This window comes from Pseudooceanicola sp. HF7 (genome assembly GCF_011806405.1).
Taxonomy (GTDB): domain Bacteria; phylum Pseudomonadota; class Alphaproteobacteria; order Rhodobacterales; family Rhodobacteraceae; genus Pseudooceanicola.
On sequence record NZ_JAATOW010000010.1, the window covers coordinates 26,643 to 50,985 of the forward strand.

22 protein-coding genes are annotated in these 24,343 nt (G+C 62.5%); 8 read left to right on the plus strand and 14 right to left on the minus strand.

The features are described from left to right. Positions 1 to 27: 27 nt before the first annotated feature. Positions 28 to 789 (plus strand): SDR family NAD(P)-dependent oxidoreductase, encoded by a 762-nt coding sequence (locus HCZ97_RS07730; RefSeq protein WP_167688122.1) that lies wholly within the window; start codon positions 28 to 30, stop codon positions 787 to 789. A 124-nt stretch (positions 790 to 913) separates the two neighbouring features. Here the strand turns inward: HCZ97_RS07730 and HCZ97_RS07735 are convergent, their stop codons facing one another. Genes HCZ97_RS07735 through HCZ97_RS07745 form a run of 3 tightly spaced genes read right to left on the minus strand, consistent with a single transcriptional unit; the run spans position 914 to position 3,796 of the window. Next, the gene (locus tag HCZ97_RS07735) at positions 914 to 2,017 is read right to left on the minus strand and encodes an NADH:flavin oxidoreductase/NADH oxidase (RefSeq protein ID WP_167688123.1); all 1,104 of its coding nucleotides are present in this window, start codon (positions 2,015 to 2,017) and stop codon (positions 914 to 916) included. Next, positions 2,014 to 2,952, minus strand: coding sequence for a dihydrodipicolinate synthase family protein (locus HCZ97_RS07740; RefSeq protein ID WP_167688124.1), 939 nt, complete (start codon positions 2,950 to 2,952; stop codon positions 2,014 to 2,016). The genes HCZ97_RS07735 and HCZ97_RS07740 overlap by 4 nt, the downstream gene beginning before the upstream one ends. Before the next feature lie 13 nt (positions 2,953 to 2,965). Continuing rightward, positions 2,966 to 3,796 carry a sugar phosphate isomerase/epimerase gene (locus tag HCZ97_RS07745; RefSeq protein ID WP_167688125.1) on the minus strand — a complete coding sequence of 277 codons (831 nt, stop codon included), beginning with the start codon at positions 3,794 to 3,796 and terminating at the stop codon, positions 2,966 to 2,968. Positions 3,797 to 3,892: 96 nt separating this feature from the next. Here HCZ97_RS07745 and HCZ97_RS07750 point away from each other — a divergent pair, with 96 nt between their 5' ends. From HCZ97_RS07750 to HCZ97_RS07760, 3 genes are all read left to right on the plus strand, one after another. After that, entirely contained in the window at positions 3,893 to 5,011 is a 1,119-nt protein-coding gene (locus HCZ97_RS07750) for an FAD-binding oxidoreductase (protein WP_167688126.1), read from the plus strand. Positions 5,012 to 5,096: 85 nt separating this feature from the next. After that, complete coding sequence (locus HCZ97_RS07755) at positions 5,097 to 6,536, plus strand: NAD-dependent succinate-semialdehyde dehydrogenase (RefSeq protein WP_167688127.1); 1,440 nt, start codon at positions 5,097 to 5,099, stop codon at positions 6,534 to 6,536. Positions 6,537 to 6,757: 221 nt separating this feature from the next. Then, positions 6,758 to 7,510 carry an SDR family NAD(P)-dependent oxidoreductase gene (locus HCZ97_RS07760; protein ID WP_167688128.1) on the plus strand — a complete coding sequence of 251 codons (753 nt, stop codon included), beginning with the start codon at positions 6,758 to 6,760 and terminating at the stop codon, positions 7,508 to 7,510. A 349-nt stretch (positions 7,511 to 7,859) separates the two neighbouring features. Here the strand turns inward: HCZ97_RS07760 and HCZ97_RS07765 are convergent, their stop codons facing one another. From HCZ97_RS07765 to HCZ97_RS07795, 7 genes are all read right to left on the minus strand, one after another. Then, positions 7,860 to 8,822 carry an ABC transporter ATP-binding protein gene (locus tag HCZ97_RS07765; protein WP_167688129.1) on the minus strand — a complete coding sequence of 321 codons (963 nt, stop codon included), beginning with the start codon at positions 8,820 to 8,822 and terminating at the stop codon, positions 7,860 to 7,862. Further along, positions 8,819 to 9,805, minus strand: coding sequence for an ABC transporter ATP-binding protein (locus HCZ97_RS07770; protein ID WP_167688130.1), 987 nt, complete (start codon positions 9,803 to 9,805; stop codon positions 8,819 to 8,821). Before HCZ97_RS07770 ends, HCZ97_RS07765 begins: the two co-directional genes overlap by 4 nt. 11 nt (positions 9,806 to 9,816) lie before the next feature. Beyond that, on the minus strand, positions 9,817 to 10,770 hold the full coding sequence (locus HCZ97_RS07775; RefSeq protein ID WP_167688131.1) for an ABC transporter permease: 954 nt from the start codon (positions 10,768 to 10,770) through the stop codon (positions 9,817 to 9,819). Between the two features lies 1 nt (position 10,771). Then, entirely contained in the window at positions 10,772 to 11,755 is a 984-nt protein-coding gene (locus HCZ97_RS07780) for an ABC transporter permease (RefSeq protein ID WP_167688132.1), read from the minus strand. Between the two features lie 92 nt (positions 11,756 to 11,847). Continuing rightward, complete coding sequence (locus HCZ97_RS07785) at positions 11,848 to 13,419, minus strand: ABC transporter substrate-binding protein (protein ID WP_167688133.1); 1,572 nt, start codon at positions 13,417 to 13,419, stop codon at positions 11,848 to 11,850. Positions 13,420 to 13,470: 51 nt separating this feature from the next. Continuing rightward, on the minus strand, positions 13,471 to 14,568 hold the full coding sequence (locus HCZ97_RS07790) for a Xaa-Pro peptidase family protein (RefSeq protein WP_167688134.1): 1,098 nt from the start codon (positions 14,566 to 14,568) through the stop codon (positions 13,471 to 13,473). 9 nt (positions 14,569 to 14,577) lie between these two features. After that, positions 14,578 to 16,104, minus strand: coding sequence for a M20 family metallopeptidase (locus tag HCZ97_RS07795; RefSeq protein ID WP_368484336.1), 1,527 nt, complete (start codon positions 16,102 to 16,104; stop codon positions 14,578 to 14,580). Positions 16,105 to 17,683: 1,579 nt separating this feature from the next. On the opposite strand from HCZ97_RS07795, the gene HCZ97_RS07800 reads away from it, so the two are divergent. The 4 genes from HCZ97_RS07800 (at position 17,684) to HCZ97_RS07815 (ending at position 20,635) form a co-directional block, all read left to right on the plus strand. Beyond that, complete coding sequence (locus HCZ97_RS07800; protein WP_167688136.1) at positions 17,684 to 18,490, plus strand: transporter substrate-binding domain-containing protein; 807 nt, start codon at positions 17,684 to 17,686, stop codon at positions 18,488 to 18,490. A gap of 69 nt (positions 18,491 to 18,559) precedes the next feature. Beyond that, positions 18,560 to 19,237 carry an amino acid ABC transporter permease gene (locus HCZ97_RS07805; RefSeq protein WP_167688137.1) on the plus strand — a complete coding sequence of 226 codons (678 nt, stop codon included), beginning with the start codon at positions 18,560 to 18,562 and terminating at the stop codon, positions 19,235 to 19,237. Continuing rightward, on the plus strand, positions 19,237 to 19,935 hold the full coding sequence (locus HCZ97_RS07810) for an amino acid ABC transporter permease (RefSeq protein ID WP_167688138.1): 699 nt from the start codon (positions 19,237 to 19,239) through the stop codon (positions 19,933 to 19,935). Before HCZ97_RS07805 ends, HCZ97_RS07810 begins: the two co-directional genes overlap by 1 nt. After that, the gene (locus tag HCZ97_RS07815) at positions 19,901 to 20,635 is read left to right on the plus strand and encodes an amino acid ABC transporter ATP-binding protein (protein WP_167688139.1); all 735 of its coding nucleotides are present in this window, start codon (positions 19,901 to 19,903) and stop codon (positions 20,633 to 20,635) included. Before HCZ97_RS07810 ends, HCZ97_RS07815 begins: the two co-directional genes overlap by 35 nt. 335 nt (positions 20,636 to 20,970) lie before the next feature. Here HCZ97_RS07815 and HCZ97_RS07820 read toward each other — a convergent pair whose 3' ends face one another. From HCZ97_RS07820 to HCZ97_RS07835, 4 genes are all read right to left on the minus strand, one after another. Beyond that, positions 20,971 to 22,905 carry an OmpA family protein gene (locus HCZ97_RS07820; RefSeq protein ID WP_167688140.1) on the minus strand — a complete coding sequence of 645 codons (1,935 nt, stop codon included), beginning with the start codon at positions 22,903 to 22,905 and terminating at the stop codon, positions 20,971 to 20,973. A gap of 290 nt (positions 22,906 to 23,195) precedes the next feature. After that, positions 23,196 to 23,576, minus strand: a complete 381-nt coding sequence (locus HCZ97_RS07825) for a Na+/H+ antiporter subunit G (protein ID WP_167688141.1) — start codon at positions 23,574 to 23,576, stop codon at positions 23,196 to 23,198. A 9-nt stretch (positions 23,577 to 23,585) separates the two neighbouring features. Further along, positions 23,586 to 23,855, minus strand: coding sequence for a K+/H+ antiporter subunit F (locus tag HCZ97_RS07830; protein ID WP_167688142.1), 270 nt, complete (start codon positions 23,853 to 23,855; stop codon positions 23,586 to 23,588). Beyond that, positions 23,852 to 24,343, minus strand: coding sequence for a Na+/H+ antiporter subunit E (locus HCZ97_RS07835; RefSeq protein WP_167688143.1), 492 nt, complete (start codon positions 24,341 to 24,343; stop codon positions 23,852 to 23,854). The genes HCZ97_RS07830 and HCZ97_RS07835 overlap by 4 nt, the downstream gene beginning before the upstream one ends.

A 24,343-nucleotide genomic window follows, 5' to 3' on the forward strand; every position in this document is an offset into this window, starting at 1 on the left:
GTCAAGAGCGCCGGAAAGGGAAAGCCGATGTTGAAGGGCAAGACGGTGCTTGTCACGGGCGCCTCCAAGGGAATTGGACAGCAGATCGCCCGAGAGGTTGCAGCCCGTGGAGCGCGGGTCGTGGCGCATTACGGCCGGGATCGCGCGGGCGCCCAAGCGGCCCTGGAGGGCGTGGCTGAGGAGCGTGCGATCCTGTTGCAAGGGGATCTTGCCGCGCCCGGTGGCGCTGAAGAGATCTTTGCAAAGGCGGTGGAGCTAACCGGCGGCCTGGATGGCATGGTCAACAACGCGGCGGTCATGCGCTTTGCCGGCGGCATCGACGATACGGATGAAGACTGGGCCGATGTCTGGTCCGAAACCTTCCAGGTCAACGTGTTCGCGGCCTCGATCCTTCTCCGGCAGGCGGTGCGGCATTTCCGTGAGCGCGGTGGCGGTGAGATCGTCGGGATTTCCAGCTGGGCCGCGCAGAAAGGTGTCACCAATCCGCAGACCATCGCCTATGCCGCGTCGAAAGCGGCCTTCAAGGCTGCCTTGCAGACTGTCGCAACCGGCTATGCCCGTGATGGTATCCGCACTTACATCATCGCACCTGGTGTCGTGGACACCAAGATGAGCCGAGATTTTGCTGAAAGCCAGGGCGGGCGCCATGTTGTTGAAGACCGGTTGACCATGGGGGCGTTCGTGCCGCCGTCGGACATCGCCGCGCTGGCCGCCTTCTGCCTGTCGGGCCAGTGCCACCACCTGTCCGGCGCGACGCTGGACGTGAACGGGGCCAGCTACATTCGCTGAGACCGGCTGAAAGAGGCAGCTAGACGACCCCGTCCCTGAAGGTCCCGCTGTGCTGTTTCACCTTTTTCGTGACGTTTAGAGCTGACCGGCGCCGTGTTACCGGCGCCGGTTCATGTTCTTGGGGTCAGGACGCAAGCTTCAGATAGAACGCATAGAGCTTTGGCAGGATCGACGCGGGCTCCGGATGTCCCAGTTTTTGCGCGGCGTGATACGGCCAGGCAGGGTCGCTCAGCATGCCACGGGCCAGCGCAACAAGGTCGGCCTTGCCCTCTGCCACGATGCTGTTGGCCAGCTCGGGGTCGCTTATCATGCCGACGGCCACGGTCGGAAGGCCGGTGTCCTGGCGTATACGCTCTGCGAAGGGAACCTGGAAACCCGGCTCCGGCTTTTGCTGGGTCAGCCGCATGCCAGCCGGGATCCCCCCGCCCGAGGCATCGATCATGTCGACCCCTTCGGCGCGCAGGGCATGGCTGAGGGCGACGGTGTCGTACAGCGTCAGCCCGCCGCCTTCGCCATCGACGCAGGAGGCGCGGTAAAGAAGCGGCATGTCGTCCGGCAGCGCGGCCCGCACGGCCCGGGCTACTTCAACCGGAAGGCGCATCCGGTTTTCCACCGGCCCGCCATAGTCATCGGTGCGACGGTTGGAGTACGGCGACATGAATTCATGCAGCAGGTAGCCATGGGCGCCGTGGATCTCTACGCCGTCGAAGCCGGCCTCGATGGCACGTCGGGCGGCGGCGGCGAAATCGCGGATCACACCCTCGATCCCGGCAGCATCAAGCGCCTGGGGGGTATGCCAGCCTTCGCGGGCGGGCAGGGCAGAGGGCGCGAAGGTCTGCCAGGCCGGTCCTGATCCCTGTGGATCCAGAGGACCCGCCCCGTCCCAGGGCCGCTTGGTCGAGGCCTTGGCCCCGGCGTGGTTGATCTGCACGAAGACAGGAATGCCTTGCGCACGGTATAGGTCTGTGACCTCGCGCCATGCGGCGACCTGTGCATCATTGTAAAGCCCCGTGCAACCGGGGCTGATGCGGCCCTCTGGACTGATGCCCGTCGCCTCCACCACGACCGAGCCAACGCCCGAGGTGGCATAGCGCCCGTGGTGCGCGCGGTGCCAGGCATTGGGCACACCGTCGATGGCCTGGTACTGGCACATCGGTGCCAGCATGATCCGGTTGGGAAAGGTGACGCCGCGCAGTTGAAAGGGCGTGAATAGCGGAATGTCTGTCATGCCGCCCTGCTTTCGAGTTCGTCCATAAGCTTGTCAAGCTCATCCATGATGCCCTTCAACCGTTCGGCCTTGGCCAGATCTTCAGCGCCGAGCGAGGCAAAGGTGGTCAGCGGGGGACGGACGTCACCAACCGGGTAGCCCGCCTTGGCCGCCAGCGCCTTGGAATAACACTGATGCCCGTAGGTTGGGTGGCCTTCGGCGATGACGTGTTCGATCACCGTGATGTGGCGCTGAATGCGCTTGGCATCCTCGATCCGGCCGGCCTCCAGAAGCTCCCAGATCCTGGTAGAGGCGCGCGGGATGTAATTGCCGAAGGGGTTCACGTATCCCACAGCGCCCAGAAGGAAGCTTTCCACGATCCGCTCGCCGGCAAATACATTCATGACGCCTTCGGTCTCTTCGACGATGTCGTAGACGCGGGCGACGTCCATCGACGCCTCCTTGATGTGGCGGACGGTGTCGAATTCGCGGGTCAGGCGGCCGACCAGTTTCGCGGACATGTCGACGTTGGAGGTGACCGGGTTGTTATAGAGCATGATCGGAAGATCGCAGGTCCGGGTTATCGTGTCGTAATAGCCGACGATCTCGTCCTCGGTCGGGGTGTAATAGTAGGGTGGGATGATCATCAGGCCCTGGGCACCGGCGTCCTGCGCTTCGCGCGCATAGCGGGCGGCGGTCGGGGAATGCGCGTTCGCGGCCCCCACCAGCACGTCGATGCGGCCATCCACATGGGCGACCGTATCCTCGATATAGCGGCGACGCTCATCGTCGGTGACGGTCAGGAACTCGCCCGATGTACCAAGGATGATGATCCCGGGCGCGCCTTGCGCGATCTGCCAGTCGACAAAGCGGCGGTTGGCAGCAAGGTCGATATCGCCACCATCCTCGGTAAAGGGCGTGACATTTACCGAGTAGCTTCCACGAAACTCTTTCATATCTCTCTCCGGATTACAGCGCGGCCCAGCCGTGGTCGGCGAGGATGGCGTGGGATTTGCGATAGTCGCCATCAGGGTCGTTGGCGGGATCATTGGCGTCGGCGATGATTTCCAGAACGGTCATCTTGTCGTAGCCAATGTCTTTCAGGGCCTGCAGGGTGGGGCCGGGATCGACGATTCCGGTGCCCAGGCATTCGTGCTTGAAGACATCCGCCGGCGTATCCGAAATGTGCACGTTCTCGACCAGGTCGCCCAGCATCCGGATCGCCTCGGCCGGGTCCTCCTTGATGTAGATCGAGTTGCAGACATCGAAGTTCACGCCCACATCACCGATCCGCTCGCAGAGCTCCTTCATGTCCAGGGCGGTGGGGCGATGCGTGAAGGGAACGTTTTCCAGCAGGATGCGGACATTGGCGCCTTTGGCGTGCTCCACCACCTTTTGCGCGCTCTCGACGAACCAGTCGTCCAGCCAGGTCTTGGGCGGATCGATCAGCCCGCCATGGGGCCCCGGGATCATTACCACGTAGGGGCACGACAGATCCGCAGCCAGGTCGATGGTCTCGCGATAGCGATCCACCGTGTAATCGCGCATCAGGCGGTCCGGAGCGTTGGGGTTGTTATCGATCAGCGGATAGCAAAGGGACGTGATCCGAGCGCCTTCGCCATCCAGCCAGGACTTGTAGGCGCGAACGTCGTTGCGCGACAGCTCTGCAGGCCAGCAATGCGGCGGAAAGATCATCAGCTCGAAATTGCGGTAGCCCAGCCCGCGCAGGTGGCGCAAGGAGTCCAGCCCGGTTTTCGAGTAGAGATGCGGAAAAGTACTGGCGGCGACTTCTAGTGCCATTGGGGGGAACCTCCGTGTCAGTAAAATCTGTATGTTCATTATGCGGACAAAAGTTAGTATATCGAACATAAGAGAGTCTTCAACGGGGATTTGTTCATGCGCTACGATCTTGCGATCATCGGCGGGGGGTTGGCTGGAACGGCTACCGCATATTATGCGGCGCGCGCCGGGGCGCGGGTGATCTTGCTGGAGCGACGGGATTTGAACCTGGGCGCGTCCGGGTCAAATGCGGGGTCAATCCACGCGCAGATCCCCTTCGACCCGTTCCGCAATCTCGGGGCCGATTGGGCGCGCCGTTATGCCGAGGTGCTCCCACTTTTCATAAAGTCGATCGACCTTTGGGCGGGGCTCGAAAAGGAGCTGGGCGGAGAGCTCGGTTTTGTCGGCAAGGGCGGCTTGATGGTGGCCGGGTCAAAGGCCGAGCTAGAGATGCTGCAAGAGAAATCCGCCATCGAACGGGCGCAGGGTTTGCGCATCGATATCTGGAGCGCGCAGGACCTTTCCGAACAGGCGCCCTTCTTGACGAAGGGCTTTCCGGGCGGTGCCTTTTGTCCCATCGAAGGCAAGGCCGACCCGTTCCGTGTCGCGCCCCTGTTTGCCAGCCGTGCCATCGAAGCGGGGACGGCGCTACGCCGCAATGCCCCGGTCACGGCAATTGACCGTGAAAACGGGGGATTCGTCATTACAGCGGGCGGCACCCCCGTTCACGCTGCCCGTGTCGTCAATGCCGCCGGCGCACAGGCGGCGGAAGTGGCAGCGATGTTGGGCGTTTCCGTCCCGATCGAAGCCCATGCCATCCAGGTCAGTGTCACCGAGAAACGCCCCCCTCTGCTGCCATGGCTCCTGTACTTCACGTCCGAGAAGCTGACCCTGAAACAGGCCGCCGAGGGCGGCTTTCTGATTGGCGGTGGATGGCCCGCGCGCATGCGCGGCGGCCCGGTGGTCGATCACCGATCGACCCTGCGCAACCTCGCCTTGGCGCAGCGCCTTGTGCCGGCGCTGGCCGATGTCCAGATCGTGCGCAGTTGGGCCGCCATGGTGAACGGGACGCCCGATTGGCGGCCCGTCTTGGGCGAGGTGCCGCAAGTTCCGGGCTTCTTCCTTAACCTTTTCCCCTGGATGGGCTTCACCGCCGGGCCCGTGGTGTCAAAGGCCATCGCGGCGCTGTCGCTTGGCATGACGCCTGACGTGGATCTGGCACCCTTTTCGCTCTGATGAGCCTTTGGTTGGCGAACTTTTGTTGCCAAATGCGCAAGGTGTTCGTTATACGAACAAATGTACGCAAAAATAGGAGAGTCGCATGTCGGACTGGATGCGTCAGACCAACCTGATCGGTGGAGCATGGGTAGGGGCCGATAACGGAGGCACGATAGACGTCACCGACCCCTCCAGCGGAGAGGTCATCGGACAGGTGCCTAATTCCGGCGCGGCCGAAACCCGCCGGGCCATCGAAGCCGCCCACGCGGCCTTCCCCGCCTATGCTGCAAAGACGGTGACAGAGCGCGCCGCGCTGCTGCGGGCGCTGGCGGCGGAAATCACTGCGAACGCCGAGGATCTTGCGCGCATCCTGACGATGGAGCAGGGAAAGCCGCTGGCCGAAGCCCGGGGAGAGGTGATGTCTTCGGCGGCCTATGTGCAATGGTTCGCAGAAGAGGCGCGCCGCACCCGAGGTGAGGTCATCCCGTCGCCCTGGCCCAATCGACGCCTGATGACGACCAAGCATCCCGTCGGCGTCGTCGCAGCTATCACGCCGTGGAACTTTCCCAGCTCCATGCTGGCACGCAAACTGGGGCCGGCCTTGGCGGCGGGTTGCCCGGTTGTGGTGAAACCGGCAACAGCGACCCCCTATAGCGGGCTTGCCTGGGGAATTCTGGCAGAGCGCGCCGGCTTCCCGCCAGGGGTGGTCAACATCCTGACCGGTTCGGCCCGCGCCATCGGCGGAGAGATCATGGACAACCCCCTGGTGCGCAAGGTCACGTTCACCGGGTCGACGGAGATCGGCAAGGAGCTGCTGCGCGGTGCCGCCGGAACGGTGAAGAAGGTCAGCATGGAACTGGGGGGCAACGCCCCCTTCATCGTGTTTGACGACGCGGATGTCGACCGGGCCGTGGATGGCGCCATGATTGCCAAGTTCCGCAACGCCGGGCAAACCTGCATCTGTTCAAACCGCGTCTACGTCCAAGCTGGCATCTACGACACCTTTGTCGAGCGGCTGGCGGAACGTGCGAAGGCGCTGAACGTCGCGCCGGGCCTCGAAGAGGGTGCGGAACAAGGCCCGCTGGTCGACGCCCCCGCCTTGGAAAAGATCTCTGAGTTGGTGAAGGACGCCGTGGACAAGGGCGGGCGTGTGCTGGCCGGCGGGAGAGCGCATGAACGCGGCGGGCTGTTCTATACCCCGACCGTCATCGCCGACGCCACGCCGCAAATGCGCGTCACCCAGGAAGAGATCTTCGGCCCTGTTGCCCCGGTCTACCGTTTCGAGACCGAGGAAGAGGTCATCGCCATGGCCAATGACACGGTCTACGGGCTTGCCGCCTATGCCTATACCGGCGACCTGGGGCGCGCGTTCCGGCTTCAGGACGGGTTGGAATACGGGCTGATCGGTATCAATGAAGTGCTGATCGTGACCCCGGAAATCCCCTTCGGCGGTCTGAAGGAATCCGGCATGGGCAAGGAAGGCGGCTGGCAGGGCCTCGATGACTATCTCGAAACCCGGTACACCTGCATCGGCGGATTGTGAGCACAGGTTTCCCTTGGGGATGATGGCGTCAAGTCGCTGAGATAGCTTGAGTTTCCACCGACCTCTAAATGACCAGACTGCCCTGTCGAGGATGGCGCCGCACCCGTGGCGCCTTCACCTCAACAGGAGCGTGAGCGGGACCTGGGATAGCCTGCGTGTCCTAAACCGCAGTGGCGGCAGCTGCGCCCATTCCGCACAGAAAGCATCGAAAGGACGCCGACATGATCACGCTTGAAGGCAAAACCGCGCTTGTCACGGGCGGCGCTCAGGGCCTGGGCCGGGCCATCGCCAAGACCCTCGCGCAGGCCGGGGCCTCTGTCTGCGTGCTGGACCTGCCCGACGTGCTGTCCCGGGTCGAATTGCCCAAGGGCTGGCACCGTCTTCCCTTGGATCTGACCGCCCCTGATGTCGAAACGAACCTGCTTGACGGTCTGGCCGAGCTGGGAGCGCTGGACATCCTGATTGCCAATGCCGGACGCGTGCCGCCCTGGCGGCGGATCGAGGCATTGGACATGGAGGAGTGGGACGCGGCCTTTACCCTGAACGTGCGGGCCGTTGCGCTATGCCTGAAATGCGCCACACCGTGCCTGCGCCTATCGCGGGGGGCAGTGGTGCTCATGGCATCGATCAACGGGTACAAGGCCCATCCCGACCAGGCTCTTTACACCACAACGAAACACGCGGTCCTCGGATTGGCGCGCTCGGCCGCTCAGGACTTGGGACGGTACGGGGTGCGCGTCAATGCTCTGGCACCGGGGCCGGTGATGACCGATGCCTTGCGCGGACGGATCGAGGCGCGCGCGGCCAAGGGCGGCACGTCGATGGAACAGGCCATTGCGGAGCTGTCCGCCGAAACGGCTCTGGGCCGGCTGGTGACCGAGGAAGACGTCGCAAATGCCGCGTGCTTCCTTGCATCGCCACTGGCGGCCGGGATCACCGGAACCTGCCTGCCGATCGAAGCTGGCTTGCGTTGAGGCGCTACCTTGCGCGTGCCTCCATTTCGCTGACCGGGGCAGGTTATTCTGGACAGCCTCTAATAGAGATTATGTTAATAGAATTGGTTGGGCCGTTAATACCCGGCTCGCTTAGCGGCGCCGAGCAAGCCTTATGGTTTCGTGGTCGCAGCGCATTCCGTTCGGTATGCGCGACATGGCTCTTCATTTCGTCACAGAAAGGTTGAGTAAGTCGACCTTTGCGGAGCTAGTCGAGGCGTAGCGCGCCGCGGTAGGCCTTTGCGGGAAGCAAATTCGTGGTAGGACCAGGGCAAGGGTTTGTCTTGCTCCGAGGGACTAGCTTGAGGTGTTTAGCTGCTACCCTAGTTTATTATTCCGCGTGATGGCAGCGCACTCGGGTTGCGCCGATCCTTCGAGTTTCCGGGACCACGCTGCGGCACAGGTCCGTCGCCAGCGGGCAGCGCGGATGGTAGTGGCATCCAGGAGGCGGATTGATAGCATCGGGGATTTCGCCCTTGGGTGGTTCGACTTCGCGGCCAAAGGCGTCCATGCGCGGCGCGGCCGCAAACAGCATCTGCGTATAGGGATGCTTGGGCTCTGCGAAAAGACGATCACGCGGCGCCTCTTCGACGAGTGCGCCCAGGTACAACACGCCGATCCGATCTGCCATGTGCTGCACAACGGTCAGATCGTGACTGATGAACAGGTAGGTCAGCCCCATCTCTTCGCGCAGGTCCGACATCAGGTTCAGGACTTGGCTTTGAACGCTGACATCCAGCGCGCTGGTCGGTTCGTCGCAGATGATGATCCTGGGATGAGAGGCCAAGGCGCGTGCGATGCAGATCCGTTGCCTTTGCCCACCGGAGAATTCATGCGGGAACTTGCCGGCATCCGCCGCGGACAGGCCCACCTGTTCCAGAAGGCGCTCGGCAAGGCCGTCAGTCGCGACGCCCCGGATGGCGACGGGCTCTGCGATGATGTCGCGCACCTTCCAGCGCGGGTTGAGCGAGGCATAGGGATCCTGAAAGATCATCTGCAAGTTGCGCCTGGCTTCTGCAGCTTGCTCCGCGCCTGTGGAGACGATGTCGATGCCATTCACTTCGACCACGCCCGAAGAGGCCGGGACCAAGCCGGCCACGATGCGCCCGATGGTGGACTTGCCCGAGCCGCTTTCGCCGACCAGCGCGTAGACACTGTTTTCCGGGATTTCCAGGCTGACGTCATCCACGGCACGCAGCGTGGCGCGGGGAAGCCGCTCGATCACGCGGTTCAGCCAGGGTTTTGAGACGTCGAAATCGCGGGTCAGCGACTTCAGTCTTATGCTCGCGCTCATGCCGGGGTCTCCTCTGGCTGGTGCATCGGGAACCAGCAAGCTGCGCGGCCATCGCAGGCGGTCAGGCTGGGCCCGGGCGCCTGACGACAGCGCACTTCGGCCCGGTCGCAACGTGGATGAAAGGGGCAGCCCTCCGGCAGTGCATCCAGACGCGGCATGGACCCGGGGATCTGCCGCAGGCGCCGTTGCCCTCGGGATGCATCCGGCGTCGAGGCCATCAACCCGGTGGTATAGGGATGGCGGGCGCGGCCCACCACGTCGCGCACCGGCCCCAGCTCTGCCAGGCGACCGGCGTACATGACGGCGACGCGATCGGCGGCCTCTGCAATCACGCCCATGTCATGGGTCACCAGCATCACGGCCACGCCACGTTCGCGGCATAGGCGTTTCAGCAGGGCGATGATCTGCGCCTGCACGCTGACATCCAGCGCCGTCGTGGGTTCATCCGCGATCACCAGTTCGGGTTCGGCACAGAGCGCCAGCGCGATCACCACGCGCTGCCGCATGCCACCGGAAAACTCGTGAGGGTAGCTGCCAATCCTCTGGCGCGCGGCTGGAATGCCAACTTCGTCCAGCGCGGCCACCGCCCGGTTCAGCGCCTTTGCCCGGCTGACGGGCAGGTGCTCAAGGATCGTTTCGGTCAATTGGTCGCCGACGGTCAGCAAGGGGTTCAACGAGGTCAGCGGATCCTGGAAGATCATGCCCATCCGCCGTCCACGCAGGCGGCGCAGGGCCTCTCCCTTCAGATGGTGGATCGGCTCTCCGGTCAGCAGGATCTCACCCGATGCAATGCGCGCGGGTCGATCCAGGAGCCCGATGACGGCGTTGCCTGTCATCGACTTGCCGGCGCCGGATTCGCCCACGACGCCCAGGATTTCCCCCTTCGTGATATCGTAGCTCACGCCATCGACGGGCCGCAGGATGCCCCGGCGGGTGGGGATTTCGACCACAAGGTCGCGCACAGAAAGAACGGGTTCGCTCATCTCTTTCTCCTTCAGCGCAGGCGGGGGTTCAGGGCGTCGCGCAGCCAGTCCCCCAGGAGGTTGATCGACAGCGCCAGGGCCAAGAGGGTCAGGGCCGGGAACAGCAGGATCCACCACTCACCCGAGAACATGAAGCCCTGCCCGATCCGGATCAGCGTCCCCAGGCTGGGCTTGGTGGGAGGCGCGCCGACGCCGAGGAATGACAGTGTTGCCTCGGCGATGATCGCCAGCGCGAGAGAGATCGTGGCGATCACCAGCACCGGGTTCAACACGTTTGGCAGGATGTGGCGCAGCATGATAGAGAAGGGCTTTCGCCCGATCAGTCGCGCGGCCTGCACGTAGTCCCGGCGCTTCTCCACCAGCGTGGCGCCCCGCACGACGCGGGCGAATTGCACCCAGTCGCTGAGGCCAATGGCGAGGATCAGCACCCAGATCGCCATCTGGTCGCGGTAGGCGGGCGGGGTGATGCCCTTGGCAACACCAAAGATCAGCATTGCCACAAGGATCGCCGGAAAGGTCAGCTGGATGTCGGCCACCCGCATGATGAGCGCTTCGACCCAACCACCGAGGTAGCCCGCCAGGAGCCCCAGGATCACCCCGATTACCAATGCCAGCAGCACCGCTGAGAATCCCACGAACAGCGAGATCCGCATCCCGTAGAGGATCGTTGACAACACGTCCCGCCCCTGGTCATCGGTGCCCAGCAGGAACATGTCCTGCGTGAAGGCATTGGGCCGACCCGGCGGCGTAAAGCCGTTCATCAGGTTCAGCGACCCCGGGTCGAACGGATCATGCGGGGCAATCAGGGGCGCAAAGACCGCTGACAACACGAGGATCACCACCACAGCGGCCGAGACCATCGCCACGGGCGTGTGCCGGAATGACCATGCCAGGTCACTGTCCCAGGCGCGGGCCAGCCGGCTTGGCTCGCTTGGCGGCAAAGTTTCGGTTGGTCTGTCTTGCATTTCAGTGGCCTCCGGCCTTGCCGTCAATCCGCAAGCGGGGATCGATGGCGAAATAGAGCAGATCGACGATCAGGTTGATGGCCACGAACATGACAGAGATCATCATCAGGTAGGCGGCCATCACTGGGATATCGACGAACTGGATCGCGTTGATGAAAAGCAGGCCGACGCCGGGCCACTGGAATACCGTCTCGGTGATGATGGCAAAGGCGATGATGCTACCCAGCTGCAGGCCGGTAATAGTGATCACCGGCACCAGCGTGTTCTTCAGCGCATGGCGGAAATTGATTGCCCGTTCGCGCAGGCCGCGGGCACGACTGAACCGGATGTAATCCATCCGCAGCACTTCCAGCATCTCCGTGCGCACCAGCCGCATGATCAGGGTCATCTGATACAGGCCCAGGGTGATCGCCGGCAGAACCAGCGCCTTCAGCCCGCTTTGCGTCAGGAAGCCGGTGCTCCATCCGCCCAAGTTGACCACGTCGCCGCGCCCGAAGGAGGGCAGCCAGCCCAGCTCGACCGAGAACACATAGATCAGGAGGATGCCGATCAGGAAGGTGGGAAGCGACACGCCGATCAGCGACACGGTCATGATGACGTTGGCCGCCGCCCCGCGCCGTCGGATGGCCGTGAAGATCCCAAAGCCGATGCCCCCAAGAAGGGCGAGGAGCCCCGACACGGCGGCGAGCTCCAGTGTCGCGGGCAGGCGTTCGGCGAGGATCTCAGACACGGGCCGGCCCTGCCGATAGCTCAGCCCGAAGTTGCCTTGCACGGCCTGTTCAAGGAACTTCCAGTACTGCACGGCAAAGGGGCGATCCAGCCCCAGCTGGTCGCGCAGGCGGTCCACATCGGCTTGCGTGCGTTCCTGGCCCAGCATGTTCTCTACCGGATCGCCGACGAAGCTGAACATGGAAAAGGCGACAAAGCCGGTCACGAGCAGGACAAGAACGGACTGCGCCACGCGACGGATGATATAGGCAAGCATAAGGCTGGCGTATCCCGACAGGAATGAAACTGGATGGACGCGCCAGGCGGCAAGCTTGGCCTGCCGCCTGGCGTCACGAGGTGCAGTCTAGCTTACTCGACCGAGAAATACTTGAGCTTCACCTGGTCGTCCGCATCCACCGCAGCGCCGACGCTGGTCTTCATCGCCCAGTTCAGGACCTGGTGGTGGATCGGCAGATAGACTGCGTCAGCCTTGGCCATGGCCCACATCTCATCGATCATCGCGTCACGTTTCTCAAGGTCCACCTCGGCGGCAATCGCCTTGGTCATCTCGTCTAGCTTCTCGTTGGAATAGTGGGTGCCGTTCCAGGTGCCGTAGAGCTCGCCCTTGGTGTGATAGAGGAAGTTGAAGATGTACTCAGAGTCGTAGCTCGGCACGCCCCAGCCCAACATGTAGAAATCGGATTCAACACCGCTGATCAGGGGGAAGTGCTGTGCCTTGGGCTGCGCGTTCAGGTTCACGGTGACGCCGATCTGCGCCATCATGCCGACAACCGCCTGGCAGATCGCCTCGTCATTGACGTAGCGGTCGTTCGGGCAATCCAGCTGCACCGTAAAGCCATCGCCCCAGCCCGCTTCGGAAAGTTTGGCCTTGGCTGCCGCGACATCTGTCGCGGGCATGCTGTTCAGCTCTTCGCTCCACCCGTTCACGAACGGAGGCATGATGACGCCCGCCGGGATCGACTGGCCACGCATCACGACCTGTTTGATGGCATCGCGGTTGATCGCCATGTTCATCGCTTCGCGCACGGCCTTGTCCGCCATCGGGTTGCCCCCTTCTGGCGTTCCGTTCACAAGTTCGTCCGAGGTATTCAGACCGAAGAAGATCACGCGGTTCTGCGGAGAGGATACGATCTTCAGGCCCGGGTCCTGTTCGATGCGCTGAAGGTCCTGAACCGGCACATCCTGGATGAAGTCCACCTCACCCGAGAACAGGGCCGCCATCCGGGTCGATGGGTTCTGGATCGGCGTATAGACGATATCGCTGTAACCGATCGGGTAGGTGTCCTTGCCCCAATAGCCGTCAAACGCCGTCATCTCGGTCTTCACGTCGGCCTCGCGGCTGACCAGCTTGTAGGCCCCGGTTCCGTTGACGTTGCGCGAGGCATAGGTTTCATCGCCGCCCTCGACGTCCTGCACGTGGACGGTGTCATTTGCCTCGGCCCAATCCTTGTCGATGATCAGGATGTTCGGCAGCGCAGCGGGCAACAGCGGGTTCGGCCCCTTGGTGGTGATCCGCACCTCATAGTCGCTCACAGCTTCTACCGAAGCGACCGAGGAGATCAGGCCCTTCATGTCGGAATTCTCCGACAGGGCGCGCTCTAGGGAAAAAACCACGTCCTCTGCCGTGAAATCCGCCCCGTCGTGGAATTTCACACCTTCGCGCAGGGTGAAGTTCCAGACGTCGGGATTGTCCGAGCTCACGCTCCAATCAGTCGCCAGCGCGCCTTCAAGCTCGCCAGCGGGATTGCGCAGAACCAGAGGCTCCATCATCTGGTGCATCAGCGCCAGGGTGGGTCCTTCGTTCTGGGCGTGCGGATCCAAGGTCAGCGCATCGCCGGAGCGTGCCCATCGAAGCGTTTCGGCCTGCGCCATCGTCATCGACAATGTCAGTGCCGTTGCGGCCAGAAGCATGTTCTTCATCGGTTTAGTCTCCCTGTTATCTTTATTGTCCCGGTCAGGTGGGTGTGATTGTCAGGCCCCGTCTCCCGCGAGGCGCACGGCGCGGGGAAGCGAGGACAGAACCTCCACCCCTTCCGCGCCCATGATCACGATGTCCTCAAGGCGGATCCCGAAGCGGCCCGGAATGTAGATGCCCGGCTCTATCGAGAAGACCATTCCTTCCTGCAGAACGGTCTGTGAAGAGGACGTCAGGTAGGGCGGCTCATGGACCTCTAGCCCCAGCCCGTGGCCGGTACGGTGCACGAAGTACTCGCCATAGCCGGCATCGGTAATGACCTTGCGCGCTGCATCGTCGACTTCATGCGCCCTGACACCCGGCCGCGCGGCCGCCGCGGCCGCCTGCCAGGCGCGCTCGACCACGTCATGCACCTCCTGGTAGCCCTCGGGCAGGCTGCCCACCGCGGCCATGCGCGTGATGTCGCTGGGATAGCCGCCGAAGCCCGCCCCGATGTCAAAAACGATCGCATCGCCCTCTTCCAGCACCCGGTCACCGGTGGCGTGATGCGGAAAGGCGCCGTTCGGGCCGCTAGCACAAAGAGTGAAGGCCACGGCTGCGCCCTCTTCTGCGAAGCTGTCGCGCATTGCCTGGGCCACCTGCGATTCCGTCAGGCCGGGCCGGATTGCGGAAAAACCGGCTTCCATCGCGCGGTCCGCTACCGCCGCGCTGCTGCGCAAGGCTGCCAGCTCGGTCTCGTCCTTGATCATGCGCAGCGCCCCGATCAGGCCGTCGGCAAAGACCGGCTCTGCCCTGTCGAAGGTCCTTATGAGCGGAAGTGAGAAATCGGTGCGCATGGTTTCGTCCAGAACCAGCTGCGTCACGTTGCCGACCTTCTGCGCCAGGGTGCGCAGGGCCTCTTCGGGGCCGTCCTCGTCGCGCCAGGTGATCAGCGGCAGCCCGGCATTGGCGCCGGCCTGTTCGGCATTGACCGACGGCACGATGAAATGCGCACTGTCGCGCCCGATAGCCAGGAGCGTCAGCCGCTCGTCCGGATGCGGATGCCAGCCCAGCACCCAGTGCATATGGGCGCCGGGGCCCAAGGCAACGAGCTCTGCGCCCTGTTCGGTCATGGCCGCGCGAACGGCGGCCAGTTTGTCATCGGTTCGGCTCATGGTGTCTCCTTAGGCCGCGCGGGGCCGGGTATCCGGCGTGAGCGGGCTTTGGTAGGGTGTTTTCTGGAGGCGCGCGTCGAAATCAGCGCGCGCTTCGGCCAGCACTTTAGTATCGGTCAGAAGCTCGGCGGCGGCGGCCGCCAACGCTTTGCTGACTTGGGTCATCGCCTTGTGCGCGGCCGGTGCCTTGCCTTGCGCAGTGGTCTGCCAGGTGTGCAGCGGCGTTCCGATCGCCATGGTGCCCCCGCCCAGCTGAGCAAAGGGGACCTTCCAGCTGATATCGCCCAGATCGGTCGAGCCCAGCATCGGAACGCCACGTGTCTCGTAAGGGACGACGAAATCGCAGATGGGGGCATCGGTGGGCTCCACGCCGGAAGCCAGGAAGGAGGCTTCGATATCCGCATCCGTGAGGGTTCCCTGGATCCGGCGGGCGAAGTCCCTGTCGGCATCGTCGAATTGTGCCGGCCCGACCGCTTCGAGGTGGCGTTGCAAGAGCCGATAGAGCGGCGGGTTATCCAGCATCTCTGACATGGCCGAGATGAAATCGACCTCAACGCTGGTCTCCGTCATCGTCGCCGCGCCCCGCGCGACGTTGGTCACCCGCTCCACCAGGCTTTGCATGTCGCGACGCTTGAGCGACCGGACCGAGTAGCGCACCGTGGCACGCTCCTGCACGACATTGGGAGCTATCCCGCCGGAATCCGTTACCGCGTAATGCATCCGGCTGTCCTGCGGTACATGTTCGCGCAGGTAGTTCACGCCGACATTCATCAATTCCACCGCGTCTAGCGCGCTGCGACCCAGATGCGGAGAAACTGCGGCATGGGACGTGCGTCCTTTGAAGTGGAAATCCACCATCGCCACGGCCAGTGTCAGCGGCGGGATGATGCCGTTGAAGTTCGTCGGATGCCAGGACATCGCCGCATCGACGTCATCGAAAACCCCGTCACGCACCATGAAGGTCTTGGCGGCGCCGCCCTCTTCGGCGGGGCAGCCATAGTAGCGCACCCGACCCGGCAGGCCGTTGGCCTCCAGCCAGTCCTTGACCGCCGTTGCCGCCAGTAATGCGCCCGCGCCCAACAGGTTGTGCCCGCACCCGTGACCGCTGCCGCCCTGTTCGACCGGAGTGGGCTGATCCACACCAGCCTGCTGGCTGAGCCCTGGTAGCGCATCGTATTCCCCGAGGATCGCGATGACCGGGCCGCCCTGCCCTGCCTCGCCCATGACCGCCGTCTCGATCCCCGCGACTGCTTCGGTCACGCGGAATCCTTGTTGCTCGAGCATCTCGCGATGGGCCGCGGCCGATCGCTTTTCCTGATACAGCAGTTCCGGCGTTTCCCAGACGCGATCCGCCAAGTTGCAGAACCCGTCCTTCTTTGCCTCGACAAAGGACCAGAGCGCGTTTTCGTTGCTCATGATGGCAGCCTTCCAGTTGATTGAATTCTTTTTATTTCGCGACATTTGTTCGCATGTCGCACGTTGTGTCAAGCATTCCAGGTGGCGCATCGAATTCGTATGCCCTTCTTCGATGGTCACGTCGGGGCAAGGGTTTTGGGCCGGTGAAAAGGCGTCGCCGTGCTGTGCGTTGCAACGCACGGCGCAGGTATTGACTGAAGTGCGAGGAAGGCCCGAAAGGTACGTGCAGAGCGTTTGTGGCAGGGCCTGTCACGGCTTCTCTTGTGAAATCCGCCCTCAGACGAGTTCTCAAGCGATCCTTAACCTGAGCCTGCGATGTGTCCTGCGTCCGAGCGCGAACGAACACGTCCAAGTCAGGGACATCCTTAAGATGGCAGGCATCGTTGGTGGCTTCTCTTCTCAGCCAGAAAGCGAACAGAGAGGCCATCCGAACTTCGGGTCGCGAGGCGCGGCCTATGCCAAATTCTTCTCTTGCTAAAGCAAACTTCGCGCCTTCGTGCTCTTTGAAAGAGTTGGGCCTTGGATCGAAACCGGCGAGCCATAGGTGCTTGGCAAGCAGCGCGCCGCAAACGTTCTGGTGGTTCATTACGCGGCTCTTATTGGGCACCTCGCAGAGCAAGGCGGTAAATCGCCATAGCTTCGAGGCCCTCGCCTCATGATCTGCCATCTGCGCAGATACGCGACAGTCGATCATCTTTAGGGAGCTGGGCCGCTTGGCCTGCACATGCGTCATGACAGGCGGGTCAAAAGCCAATCCGTCGGCGACCTGCCGATCAGTCGCCGCCGCTCGGGGATTGCTCCTGGTTTGCGCAGTCGCTCGACCAAACTGCCAGATTTGGCGGTTGGGAAATACAGTCAGAGCAGGGTTGTCTTGAGGAGAGAGCAAGGGCCACCTATAATATTCTGCGAACATTTGTTCACATGATAGATTGTGAGGCAAGCTTTTTCAAAGGATCAGATTGCGGCGCCAGTTTCACCAGCATCCTCGGCATACACTTGGCGAACTTGAAAGCGTAGCGGTCTGCGGGGGCCACGTCATCGCCGCACATCAATCGGGCAACCCCGCTAAGACGTCGCTCGCGCCAACGACGATTGCGGTAGGCCAATCGAGACAACAGAGCTTCCTATCGCCTTGTCTCTTCCGCACCCTCACTAGTGCCGTAAGTGTGTCGGCCAAGCCATCTAAGTGTTTCCGGCGCAATGGGCGGTGGTCTGTGGCTTGGGTCTAAGTAGTGATCGGCCTCACTCAGGAGGATGACATGATCGCGCTTTGACCTGGGGCGCCTAAACAGATTCGCCTTTGCCTACATGCCACCCATGCAGCCTGCACTAGAAGCCCAATATGTGGTCGCTCTCAGCTAGCAGACCTTCGCCATCGCTGAGAAGGCCATGCGCGTACCGAGATAGGCATGTCCTCCAGGGTCGGGCGCTGCGACCGGGTGAGTGCCTCGTGGCTGAATAGATTCGTACATAAGTTCACTTTACTCGGGACTTCTTAGCCTTTTTTGTAAAGCGGTAGCTGCGGCTAATACCCTGGAGATAAGGCAGATATGCCATTCTGTAGAAGCGCCTTAGGGAGATTTGTCGAAAAAAATGTTGACCGATCTCTGCTGCGCAATCAAACTAAATAACGGACAAATGTCCGTATAACGAACAATGCGTGCCCTACCAGCGCCGCAGTCCCGACAGGAGAGAGACAATGAAAAACTGGCTTATCGCAGGCGTTGCAGCCCTTGGCCTGACCATGGGTGCAGCACCGCAGGTCGAGGCAAAGTCGCTTGAAGATATCCTTTCCGACGGCACCATCCGCATCGGCATCAACCCGAACTTTCCCAACATGAGCACCCGCGACGAGGATGGCACTTGGCAGGGGTTCGACATCGAGATTGGCGCGATGATCGCCGATAAGCTGGGTGTCGAGGTCGAATGGGTGCCCACCGAGACCGCGCAGCGCGTACCCTTTCTGGTCTCGGATCGCATCGACGTTTCCATGGGCGCGCTCACCCGCAACTCCGAACGCGCCAAGCTGATCGACTTCACCGTGCCCCTGCACACAGAGGTTCTGGCCGTGCTCGCCACCGACAAGATCGAAGGCGAGACCTGGGAGGATTTCGACAAGGACGGCGTCGTGCTGGCGAACATGCGTGGCAACTGGACCGTCGGCTGGATCGAAGAGAACATGCCCAACGTGGAGATTGAGCTGGTCGACAGCATCGCCGACACAGTGCGCATGGTGGCGCAGGGCCGTGCCGACGCCATCGTCGAGAACGTCGACTTCTTCATGGGCTTCACCAAGAACCACGAGAGCGTCAACTGGCGCGTGGTGCCGGAACCGATCTTCGTCGCCTATTGCGGGCTTGGCGTCAGCCAGGGCAATGAAAACCTGACCGAAGCGCTGAACATCATCCTGTATGACCTGCATTCCTCGGGCGCGGTCAAGGCCGTCTGGGAAGACAACTACGGCGCTCCCATGCTGCGTGAAGTGCCCGTCACCCCGTTCTTCTGATCTTTTCGGATCCGACGGGGCGCGGAGCTGCCGCGCCCCAGTCCTTCCCAAGCACAGCCGAAAGCCTGCATGGACTACAATTTTCAATTCAACGTCGTCTGGCGCAACTTCGACGCTTTGCTCAGCGGTGCGTGGCTCACCCTTCAACTTGGTGTCTTCGCGTTTTCAGCCGGTTGCCTGATCGGCCTTGTCGGCGCTGCCTGTCTCAGTTTTGCGCCCCGCCCCCTGCGCTGGCTGGTGCAGGCCTTCGTGATCTTCATCACCAACACGCCTGCGCTGATCCAGATCTACTTCCTGTACTTCGGTCTGCCTGAATTCGGCATTCGCTGGTCCAACGAGGCCTGCGTCTTGATCGGCCTGACGCTGAACGCGGGCGCCTACCTGACGATGATCCTGCGCGCCGGTTTCCTCTCGGTGCGCGCCAACGAAATGGAGGCGGGCGAGACCATGGGCTTGTCGCTGCCACAGCGCATCCGCTACATCGTCGTGCCGCATATCGCGAAGTCCATCTACCCGGCGCTGGCCAACTTCTTCATCGTGATCCTGGTCATGGGCACTTCGGTCGGTGCGGTGATCGGCGTTGATGAGCTGACAGGCCAGGCAATCAACCTGTCCACCGTGAACTATCGCTGGCTGGAATACTTCACCGTGGCGGCGCTGATGTATGTCGTGCTGACTTTCATCGCCTCGATCGGGCTGGCCTTGCTGGGCCGCTGGGCCTTCCGCGTCAAGGCGAGGATCTTCTGATGGACCGTATTCTGTCGCAACTCCCCGACTTCTTCGCCTGGAAGAACCTCGTCCTGCTTGGGGAATCCGCGTTTCTGACCCTGTCGATGACATTGCTTGGCTGCCTGATCGGTTTCAGCCTGGCTCTGGTACTGGTCTACCTGCGCACTGCGCCCGGCCGATGGGCGCTGCCGCTCCGTGCCCTCTGCATCGCTTATGTTGAGATCTTCCGGCGCATCCCCTTCCTTGTGGTCATCTACCTAGTGTTATTCTTCATCCAGACGATCGCGTCTGATGTCTCGCTTTTCAGCATCGCGGTCATCTCGATCTGCATCTACGCCGTGGCCTATACCGCCGAGATCATCCGCGGCGGCATCGACTCCGTACCCCGCACCCAGATCGAAGCCGCCCAGACGATGAACCTCAGCCGGTTCCAGGCCATGCGTCTGTGCATCCTGCCCCAGGCGTTGCCGGTCATCGTGCCGCCCGCCATCGCCTTTGCCGTCAGCTTCATCAAGGACACCGCGCTGGTCAGCCAGATCGGGGTGTTCGAGTTGACCTTTCGCGGCAAGGAGCTGAACAACCAGGGTTATTCCGGCGTCCTGGTCTTCGGAACCATCGCGCTTTGCTATTTCCTCATGTCCTTCCCCCTCAGCCTGCTTGGCCAACACCTGGAGAAACGATTTGCCACACCTCGCGGTCAACGCCATTCACGCTAAATACGGCAAGCTGCCTGTCCTGCATGGCATCGACTTTGCCGTCGACCGGGGCGAGGTCGTATCGCTGGTCGGCCCTTCCGGATCGGGGAAATCGACCGTGCTTCGCGCCTTGGTGGGCCTGACGCCGGTCACCGCCGGCAGCATCGAGGTCGATGGAACCTGCATCGACTATGCCGCCCCCCGTGCCGTCCGGGCCGCCCGCGACCGCATGGCGATCGTGTTTCAGCAGTATAACCTGTTTCAGAACATGACCGTGCTGCGGAACGTCACGCTGGCTCCGACCAAGGTCAAGGGTCGCGCCCGCGCCGAGGTCGAGGAGGAGGCGATGCGCCTGCTCAAGCTCGTCGGCATGGATCACAAGGCGACCGCCTATCCCGATGAACTCTCCGGCGGCCAGCAGCAGCGCGTGGCCATCGCCCGCGCCCTGGCGCTGAAACCGGAGATCCTTTTGCTGGATGAGGTGACTTCCGCGCTAGACCCCGAGCTGGTCAACGAGGTGCTCGACGCGATCCGCAGCCTCGCCGCGGAGGGCATGACCATGTTGCTGGTCAGCCATGAAATGGCCTTCGTGCGCGAAGTCTCGTCCAAGGTGATCTTCATGGATGCCGGGCAAGTTGTCGAAACCGGGGACCCTGCGGCAATCTTCGACGCGCCCTCCAGTGAGCGGGCTCGCGATTTCTTCGGCAAGGTTCTGCGGTGAACGACCGCCGCTGTTACCGGCCCAAATCACATTGGCGCCCGCGTCGACCCCGTTCGCGCAGGGCCGGCGAGCTCTGGATCGCCCCCGTTGCCTTCATTGCCTGCCATCATGCGCGATCCCTGTGGCAGAACGGATTGATCGGCCCATCACCCCGCAGCTCTTGTTAGAGTTAGGCGGTATCGACTACCGGTCGATACCCTGTTCGAAGACGATCTGACGGCCAGCGGCCATCCGAGGCGACCGCTCGCTACAGCCCATGCGAATGCTTAGTCGAAAGAAAACGGGCCGCCCCAAGGGCGGCCCGATCTTATTCTGTCCTCAGCTCTTAAGGCGTGTTAGCCGTTCAGAAGCGCGGTGACGCGGCGGACGGCAGCGCGGCGGTTGACCTCGGATGCAGAGGATGTCTGCACCTTAAGATCGCTTTCACCGTAGCCCTGCACCACCATGTTCTCCGGCGGGACGTCGAAGTACTCCGTCAGAGCCAGCGCAAGGCTTTCCGCGCGGCGGTCCGACAGGGCAAGATTGTAGCTTGCCTGGCCAACGGCGTCGGTGTGACCTTCGACAAGGAAGACCTCGCCGGGGTTCTTGGCGATCATGGCCGACATCGCCTTGCCAAGTGCGGCCAAGTCGCGGGCCTCTTCCGGGCGGATCACGGCAGAGCCGGTGGCGAAGTTCACGCCCTCAACGGCGATTTCCGGCACCAGTTTGCGCACCGCGCCGATGTCCCGGATCTGGCTCAGCGAATAGGCGCGATCGGGATTGTAGGCTGCGCGCTCAAGCGCTGCTTCCAGATCGTCGACAGAGCCGTTCCGGTAATCGATGGACTTGGTCTCGGCCTGCGGCAGGTCGCGCACGTTCACGGATTGGAAGGTTCGCGTGTCATCGAACAGGACGACTTGCTCACCGTTCGGCAGCACGCGCGAGCGGCGCAGCACGGTCCCGTCGGCGGCGCGCACAGTCACGATCTGCGTGCCGTCTTCGCGAGTCACGGTTGAGCGGGTGGAACCATCGTTGAACGCTTCGGTGCGCACATCGCTGCCCGGCTGACGCAGCAGGGTGTCGTCATCCTTCAGCAGAACATAGCGGCCATCGTCCTGTTCCAGAACCACGCGGTCACCGGAGTTGCTGACCACCTTGTCGCCGTTGTTCAGCAGCGAGCCGACAGCGTAAGCACCAAGGCCTGCCAGAGCAGCTTTGCCTATGGTTTCAAAGACTTCGCTGCCCTTATCCTCTGACGTGGATTCATTCACCTTGGTGGAGAATTCCTCGTCCGAGGAGCGCGCGGTCTCTTCGGTCACGGTTTCGGTCACCACGTCTTCTGCCTCTGCATCGGCGGCAGCGGCTGCGGAGGTGACGCGCTCTTCCTGGCGGCTTTCCTGGCTGGCGGCTTCAGCTTCGGCCTTGGCGCGCTGCTCTTCTTCCGTCAGGGGCGTCGCCTCTTCGGCAGCGGACTGATCGCTGGCTTCAGCGGTCGCGCTATCCTCGGTTGCTGCCTCATCGGCCGTGACTTCGGTGGTCGCCTCGGCCTCTACTGCAGTGTCGTCTTCGGCGGCAGTCACCTGTTCCTGAGTGAGTTCGGTTTCGGTGGCGGCAGGATCTTCCTTGGGCTGCTGAGCTTGCTCAACGGCTTCGGTCTCGGGCGGGCGCGGGGTCGTTTCCGGTGCGGCATCGCCTGTGTCGCCAATCTCACCAGAGGCTTCAGACGTGGTGTCGGCCTCGGCAGCATCGCCAGTTGCTGCGTCGGTCTCCGCGGCAATCTGGGACGGATCCTTGGGCTTCGGCGAGGTTTCGGCGGCAGACGGCGCGTCGGCTTCAGCCTGAGTGGTGCCTTCGCTGGTCACCGGGTCTTCTTCGGTAGCGGGAGATTCTGCTGCTTGAGCGCCTGCAGGCTGCTCATCGGTGGCGGTTGCAGCCGTATCAGCGGGTGCATCGGCCTGCGGAGCTTCTTGCGCCGTGTCCTGAGCGGCCTCAGCCTCGGGGGCTTCAGTTGCGGGAACCTCAGCAGTTTCAGCTCCGGCCTCCGGCTCTGCCTCCTGCACCGTTTCGGCAACGGCGTCGTCAAGCGCCTGTTTCTGGGCGGCCTCTGCCTGCTCTTCCAGCAGCTTCTGGCGCTCCTCTGGCGTCAAATCTGCAAGGTTGGGGTCGATCTGGCCTTCTGCCTGAACCTGCGCCTGCCCGGTGGCATCTGCCTGGGCAAGAACAGGGCCGGGAAGGGCGACGGTAATGCTGAGCGCGATTGCGGTCGTGCTTTTCAGAATCCTGCGGGTCATCGTCTTTCCTTTCCTCCACCACCTGGGCGGTCTTCCCAATCACAACGCGCGGAAAGGCATGACGGTTCACGCTATTGCACAGCCCTATGGCGGGTTGTCGCCTATGACGCGCGCAAGTCTCTGAAAAGGATATGGATTTCGGAATGTGACCTGAGGGTCTGATGGCTTTGGACCCGGAACCGAAGGTATCGTGCTTGCGACTTGCAGTCCCAAAAACACTTGGGCCCGGAACGCGTAAGTCGCATTCCGGGCCCAGGTCATCGTCATCTAAACCGCCTTCGCGGCCAGGCTCAGCCTTGAATGCTGTCGGCCACGTTGGGCGGGCTATCGTTGGTCGCCCAGCCCTTCTTGCCGTCCGTTTCCGGGAGCGCGATCTTGCCCTTCTTCTCGATCAGCAGCGTCTTGGCGATGAAGTTGGCCGAGACGGGAGCGGTCAGGAACAGGAAGAGCGTGATCAGAAGCTCATGAAAGCTGAGAGAGCCTTCGATGAAATAGAAGTAGATCATGGAGGCGACAAGCACGCCGCCGACGCCCAGCGTCGTCGCCTTGGTGGGCGCATGAAGGCGCTGCATCGTGTCACGCAGCTTGAGTAGGCCAAAAGAGCCGACAAGCCCGAAGATTCCTGCGATCACAAGGCAAAAGGTAACAAGGATTTCTGCGATCTGGTCCATTGTCCGCTCCTATTCGATGATGTCGCCGCGCAGGACGAAGCGGCAATAGGCTACGGTTGAAACAAAGCCGACCATGGCCACCAGCATGGCGGCCTCGAAGTACATCTCTGTGCCGTTGCGGATCCCGTATAGCACTAGAAGGGCGATGACGTTGATCACCATGGTGTCGAGCGCCAGGATCCGGTCCGCCGAGTTCGGCCCCTTGACGATCCGCCAGAGGTTCATCAGCAGGCCAAGCCCGAAGCAGGCGATGGCGAAAGCAACTGCAATGGCAATCATTGGAAGATCTCCTTCAGCCGGCGTTCGTAGCGGTTCTTGATATCGTCCCGCGTGCCCTCGGGATCATCGGTGTGCAGGCAATGCACCAGGATCTCGCTGGCGTCGGCCGACAGCATGGCAGAGACTGTGCCCGGAGTCATGGTGATCGTCCCCGCCAGAACCGTGATCGCCTCGGGCGAGGTCAGCTCCATCGGAACGACCACCCAACAGGTTTTCAGGTCGGCGTTGCGTTTGAACAGGATGATCATTGCCACTTGGACGTTGGCCACGACGATGTCCCAAAGCACCACGAGGATGTATTCGATCACCTTGAGGGGCCGGCGGACCCTGGCCTGGTTGGGCCAGTAAGGGCCGGTCAGTGCCGGCACCAGAACGCCCAGGATCGCCCCCAGGATGAGGTTGCCGAGCGAGTAGTGGTTGACCAGCATCAGCCAGACAAGAACCAGGCTGATGCTTAGAAGCGGGTGCGGGATCAGACGTTTAAGCAT

Bases quoted from the DNA above. Each gene is read 5' to 3' on its own strand.
- HCZ97_RS07730 (WP_167688122.1), top strand. From the start codon at position 28: ATGTTGAAGGGCAAGACGGTGCTTGTCACGGGCGCCTCCAAGGGAATT.
- HCZ97_RS07780 (WP_167688132.1), bottom strand. From the start codon at position 11,755: ATGCTTGCCTATATCATCCGTCGCGTGGCGCAGTCCGTTCTTGTCCTG.
- HCZ97_RS07770 (WP_167688130.1), bottom strand. From the start codon at position 9,805: ATGAGCGAACCCGTTCTTTCTGTGCGCGACCTTGTGGTCGAAATCCCC.
- HCZ97_RS07745 (WP_167688125.1), bottom strand. From the start codon at position 3,796: ATGGCACTAGAAGTCGCCGCCAGTACTTTTCCGCATCTCTACTCGAAA.
- HCZ97_RS07800 (WP_167688136.1), top strand. From the start codon at position 17,684: ATGAAAAACTGGCTTATCGCAGGCGTTGCAGCCCTTGGCCTGACCATG.
- HCZ97_RS07755 (WP_167688127.1), top strand. From the start codon at position 5,097: ATGTCGGACTGGATGCGTCAGACCAACCTGATCGGTGGAGCATGGGTA.
- HCZ97_RS07740 (WP_167688124.1), bottom strand. From the start codon at position 2,952: ATGAAAGAGTTTCGTGGAAGCTACTCGGTAAATGTCACGCCCTTTACC.
- HCZ97_RS07765 (WP_167688129.1), bottom strand. From the start codon at position 8,822: ATGAGCGCGAGCATAAGACTGAAGTCGCTGACCCGCGATTTCGACGTC.
- HCZ97_RS07785 (WP_167688133.1), bottom strand. From the start codon at position 13,419: ATGAAGAACATGCTTCTGGCCGCAACGGCACTGACATTGTCGATGACG.
- HCZ97_RS07760 (WP_167688128.1), top strand. From the start codon at position 6,758: ATGATCACGCTTGAAGGCAAAACCGCGCTTGTCACGGGCGGCGCTCAG.
- HCZ97_RS07750 (WP_167688126.1), top strand. From the start codon at position 3,893: ATGCGCTACGATCTTGCGATCATCGGCGGGGGGTTGGCTGGAACGGCT.
- HCZ97_RS07830 (WP_167688142.1), bottom strand. From the start codon at position 23,855: ATGATTGCCATTGCAGTTGCTTTCGCCATCGCCTGCTTCGGGCTTGGC.
- HCZ97_RS07735 (WP_167688123.1), bottom strand. From the start codon at position 2,017: ATGACAGACATTCCGCTATTCACGCCCTTTCAACTGCGCGGCGTCACC.
- HCZ97_RS07805 (WP_167688137.1), top strand. From the start codon at position 18,560: ATGGACTACAATTTTCAATTCAACGTCGTCTGGCGCAACTTCGACGCT.
- HCZ97_RS07825 (WP_167688141.1), bottom strand. From the start codon at position 23,576: ATGGACCAGATCGCAGAAATCCTTGTTACCTTTTGCCTTGTGATCGCA.
- HCZ97_RS07775 (WP_167688131.1), bottom strand. From the start codon at position 10,770: ATGCAAGACAGACCAACCGAAACTTTGCCGCCAAGCGAGCCAAGCCGG.
- HCZ97_RS07810 (WP_167688138.1), top strand. From the start codon at position 19,237: ATGGACCGTATTCTGTCGCAACTCCCCGACTTCTTCGCCTGGAAGAAC.
- HCZ97_RS07820 (WP_167688140.1), bottom strand. From the start codon at position 22,905: ATGACCCGCAGGATTCTGAAAAGCACGACCGCAATCGCGCTCAGCATT.
- HCZ97_RS07835 (WP_167688143.1), bottom strand. From the start codon at position 24,343: ATGCTTAAACGTCTGATCCCGCACCCGCTTCTAAGCATCAGCCTGGTT.
- HCZ97_RS07790 (WP_167688134.1), bottom strand. From the start codon at position 14,568: ATGAGCCGAACCGATGACAAACTGGCCGCCGTTCGCGCGGCCATGACC.